At 52.4% G+C, this 397-nt stretch carries 1 protein-coding gene; it reads left to right on the top strand.

Annotation, left to right across the window (positions count from 1 at the left end; all coding sequences use genetic code 11):
* Window positions 1-397: hypothetical protein (locus tag VQ048_RS12750; RefSeq protein ID WP_327611993.1), on the top strand; the 397-nt coding region annotated here is incomplete at both ends.

Genomic DNA, 397 nt, shown 5'->3' with positions numbered 1-397 from the left:
TTAACCGTTAACGGGACTTATGTAGTGGGCGTAGGCAGCAATGGTACGGTACAGGTGATGCTTCAGAACAATAACAATTATGCCCTCAATAACTTGGATTTGAGCAATGCCCTCAGCATTTCCAACGGTTTGGGCATCAATGGCAGTGGGAACAGCAGCGTCACCCTCCCCGCTAACCAGTCGCTTACGCTGACATATCCGGTAACGGGGATGCCAACGGCTCCCGGTACCGCCACGGCGACCTTTAGTTCGGCACCGTTTGCAACACTAAACGCCACTTTTAATGTCAGTGCCGCCACGGCGACTTTGGGGCCGGTAAAAGACCAGTTGATTGTGGCTTTAGACTACAACAATCAAAAGTACCATTCGCCGGCCACGGGTATTCCGGACGGTTACG

The organism is Bergeyella anatis, assembly GCF_036016955.1.
In the GTDB taxonomy this organism is placed as follows: Bacteria; Bacteroidota; Bacteroidia; order Flavobacteriales; family Weeksellaceae; genus JAYWXI01.
This window is presented reverse-complemented; position numbering and strand designations above follow the sequence as displayed.